The sequence below is a fragment of the Tunicatimonas sp. genome (genome assembly GCF_049647865.1).
Lineage (GTDB): Bacteria > Bacteroidota > Bacteroidia > Cytophagales > Cyclobacteriaceae > Tunicatimonas.
In genome coordinates this window covers 1-3,800 of the sequence record NZ_JBARYM010000860.1, presented here as the reverse complement: position 1 = coordinate 3,800, position 3,800 = coordinate 1, and the positions used below count along the sequence as shown (strand labels likewise).

The window sequence follows — 3,800 nt, the reverse complement described above, 5'->3', positions numbered from 1 at the left end:
TGATGTAAATCAGGATGAACATTTGGATATTATTTTAGCGGGTAATCTCCACAGTGTAGAAACCAGAACGCCTCGGTTAGATGCGGGTACAGGCTTGGTGATGCTAAGCGATAGTCAGGGTAATTTTGACCCATTGCCAACTGCTGAAAGCGGCTTTTATGTACCGGGCGATGTACGTAAGCTGGCTTGGCTACGTTCTTCTTCAGGATATATTTTATTGGTAGCTAACAATAATGGGGCGTTGCAATTATTTCGCCTTACGGCCGCTCAGTAGGGGAAAGGGCATATTTAGTTTTTTTTCACCTACCCAAATAGTTTCGTCTTTAACTTTCACCTCGGGATGAGTTTCACCAGCCGGTTGCAAAGTCATCACTACGGTAATGTTTTTATCGCAGAACACATCAATATAGCGACTGAACTGATAAGTTTGCCCTTGATAAGCAATACCAAGATTATGCTGCTTAGTTCTGCCACCGTAGGCTATTTTCCCAGTATCCAGTTTAATGAGGCCATTCGTGTGTAATACGGTGAATTTTAGGCTGGCACTGTTAGGGGCAGTAAGCATGAAGCCATCCTTATCAGGTTCGTATTGATTAAATTCGGGCGTATTGATGCGCCATCGTTGTCCATTAATAGAAGAATCTTGAACGACGAAGACCCCCTCTGCTGATGGATGGTTAAAATCTACGTAGAACTGGCGATGATGATTTTGGGTTCCCACCGCACTACCTGACCCAACTGCGTATCCGCTTGTTTCATTATCGGAAAAAGCATAGTTGTGTAGTTTCCCCAAACCTTTACTATCTCTCTCCGCGGTTTCTTCCTTACTGGGAAAAAGGTTGGATTGTCCGGCGGTAAGCCCGGTGCGACCGCCTCCGATAATCCAAGGAACGCCTAAGCCAATTAAGCGGATAGTGTTGGTGTCGGGACCTTGATGGCCTCGTATTCGGTTTACCTTGGCGTGGTAGGTAGCCACAATATCGTTTTCGTTTTCAAAGCGGTTACGAAAAACAACTATTCCAGTTTCTTCACTCACAAACGTATTCCAACCTAATGAAGTAGGGTTTTTGGGTACTATATTATCAGGATAAAACAAAATACTGTAGGCCAGTTGGCCATCATCTGCCTGATAACTCTTATGATCAATTAAATAATTATGCATCCATTTTAACGCCGGTAGTTGTTTCTCTGGAAATAGCGGAAAGCTCATCGCCAGTACTCCGCCGGTGCTAAACATCGGATCATCGTCCGACAGATCGGCAGTAAATCCCTGATTGTTTTGGTTCCTGATTGAAACTACCGAAGTCATTAGGGCTGGTAGGGAGTGCTGGACATTCGCTGCATAGTCTAGCAAGGAGAAGCTACTTAGTTGGTTTTGTAGTGTGATGAGAGCGGGGCCTACGAATGTCCAGTTATAGATGTGGTACGACATGCTTTCTACATTCCAACCACTGGGATAGATATTGGCCTGAATATGATCTTGAAGTCGTTTGGTAGCATCCCACTGTATTGGTAAAACGGGTGACCGCTTGAAATTTACAGTATCGCTCCAATCCCACACGCGGGAAGCGAGAATGACGCTACCGTAGCGTACTCCCATCCAATTGCTTTCAATGTTGTAGTTGGCTGCGTAGCCCATTGTTGTGTGAACCGAATATAGTACGTCAAATAAAGCAGTATTGACCAACTGCCGCTGTGCTTCCGACCAGGCGGGATAACAGAAATCGTAGGCGTAAGCTAACTTCTGGAGCAACCTTGCTCGGGTAAGTCCTTTCGCTAGTGGGTTGGTTAGGTAAACAGTATCAGCCAGTATTTTTTCGGTAGCCTGCCAAGCTAAATTGGCCCAGCCTGGTTCTTCAGTAAGCAAATACAAATAAGCCCAAACTCCCAGGCGATCACTTTCCTCGTAAGGATCGTAGGTAGCATCATCTTTACTTTCAATCCGGTGCCACTCGCCGGTTCGGACTAAGTTTGCCAACATAGTTTGGTAAGGATTACTGCTAAGTCTTGCCCGGATATTCTCTATCTGATCTTGCGTGACAATGCTACGGGGATGGTCAAACTGAGCTAATGCTAATGGGCCACAAATAGTGAGCAGAGTAAGTCCTATAATCAGCTTCTTGATAATGAAATTTTCCACGAAACACTGCCTGAATGATGAGATATTAATCATGGTAAAAGAAGGCAATATTTCGTCGGAAAATCAACTAAAATAGCGAGGAGAGTTGCTACGTCGGGGAGTGAACGATTTAGATACCATGCCAATGACTTTCCACAGTGAGAGAATACTTTCTCGCTGAATTTCGTAGGGTTGGTAAAGATCATTATCGGAATAGAGTGTCAGCAGTGCCGCGTCAGCATGTTTGAGTACGCGTTTTACTACTCGTCCATCGGTAGTAACAATCAGATGGGGTTCGCCCCACTGCAATAAATGATGGTCTTTTACTTCTTTGATAATAATATAAGCTCCTGGAATCAGGGTAGGGTACATACTATCTCCTTCCACACTAATCATGTAAAGATCTTTCTCCGAGAAAGTAGGAATGCTGAACGAGATACCTTCCGGTGGAGTGCGCTGATCTACAAAGTGATCTAGAAAACCAGCTTGGGCATGCACTGGCACGTAGGTAATATTTGGAATATCATTGACTGTGGAAAGTGTATCGGCATCTTCATAGCTAAGCAATTCGTAGGGCGATAGCTGAAACACTTCGGCTAGTTCGTACAAGCGAGATAAGGTAATTTGAATAACACCTCGTTCTATTTTACTGTACGTAGTAGTTTTAATATTTAAAAAGTTAGCGACTGTTTCCTGGCTAAGGTTCCGTTCTTTCCGAATACGGCGTAAGGGGAGTAGAGGTGTATTATTCATTCGTAAGTCAGATCAAAATTTCTTAAAAAGTATAAAAAATATGATCAAAAATACTAAATTGTCGTATTAATAACAATATATGTCTAAAACAGGGTTTTTATCCACTACTTAGTTTCAATTATTATCTTTTTCAGTCATGAGCCGTAGACCAATCAGACCACAAACCAAACAAGAATTAGCCCATTCCTACGGAGTAACCCCCCGAACAATAACTAATTGGCTCACTCCGCACCAAGAGCGGATCGGTCAGCGTCAGGGGCATACGTATACTCCTAAACAGGTACAAATTATCTACGAAATACTGGGTGAACCAGTCAATACTGATGAAGGGAAATAAGTATATGCATTTTCAAGCAAAATTTGTCTTAATAATACAAAAAGTGGAAAGGGCTACTGCTGAATGGTCTATATTGTACCTATGGAAAATTCAGAACTACTACTTATGGTTAATGCATTGCTGGTGAGCTTGCTAGGTATTGGAGTTAGTATGCTCAGCTTCTTTCTTAAAGATGTGTATCGCGATCATAAAAAGCTACAAGATAAAGTGAACACTTTGCAGCGAGAAGCCAGCACTCATCAACGGTTATACCAAGAGCACATTCGGTTAATACAATTGCAAGCTAAACAAGACCGTGAACAATTAGAGCAGCTAAAATTTCTCAGTGCTAATAAAAATCGAGTGAATTTGCAGAACAAACTTAAATATTGGTCAGGGCCACCGATGTAGCCCCGCTAATCTTCAGGTTGTTGTGGTCTTGCACGTAAGCAATAACCAATGCGTTAGCTGGTTCAAGATTGGGTGGTAAACGTAGAGTAGCTTTTCCTGAAAAGGAATTTTGTAATGCTTGACTGGTAAATTCCCGAACTACGTGAGTGTGGTGTAGTGTCTTTCCGCCATTTTCGCCTCGTTTCACCGACATTTGAACAG

The 3,800-nt window shown here is 42.8% G+C and carries 5 protein-coding genes and 1 pseudogene; 3 read left to right on the top strand and 3 right to left on the bottom strand.

Going from position 1 to position 3,800, the window contains the following annotated elements:
* Positions 1-274 (top strand): hypothetical protein (locus WBA23_RS24720; protein WP_424584951.1); only part of this gene is annotated, 274 nt, incomplete at its 5' end.
* Here WBA23_RS24720 and WBA23_RS24715 read toward each other — a convergent pair.
* Positions 248-2,140: a hypothetical protein gene (locus WBA23_RS24715; protein ID WP_424584950.1), complete on the bottom strand. Its 1,893-nt coding sequence runs from the start codon at positions 2,138-2,140 to the stop codon at positions 248-250. The two genes, WBA23_RS24720 and WBA23_RS24715, sit on opposite strands and share 27 nt — an antisense overlap.
* 63 nt (positions 2,141-2,203) lie before the next feature.
* Positions 2,204-2,872, bottom strand: a complete 669-nt coding sequence (locus WBA23_RS24710) for an XRE family transcriptional regulator (RefSeq protein WP_424584949.1) — start codon at positions 2,870-2,872, stop codon at positions 2,204-2,206.
* A 136-nt stretch (positions 2,873-3,008) separates the two neighbouring features.
* Between WBA23_RS24710 and WBA23_RS24705 the strand changes: the two genes are divergently transcribed.
* The gene (locus tag WBA23_RS24705) at positions 3,009-3,209 is read left to right on the top strand and encodes a hypothetical protein (protein WP_424584948.1); all 201 of its coding nucleotides are present in this window, start codon (positions 3,009-3,011) and stop codon (positions 3,207-3,209) included.
* Between the two features lie 81 nt (positions 3,210-3,290).
* Entirely contained in the window at positions 3,291-3,599 is a 309-nt protein-coding gene (locus WBA23_RS24700; RefSeq protein ID WP_424584947.1) for a hypothetical protein, read from the top strand.
* Here the strand turns inward: WBA23_RS24700 and WBA23_RS24695 are convergent.
* Positions 3,571-3,800: pseudogene (locus tag WBA23_RS24695) on the bottom strand (hypothetical protein); the annotation flags it as partial. The gene WBA23_RS24700 and the pseudogene WBA23_RS24695 sit on opposite strands and share 29 nt — an antisense overlap.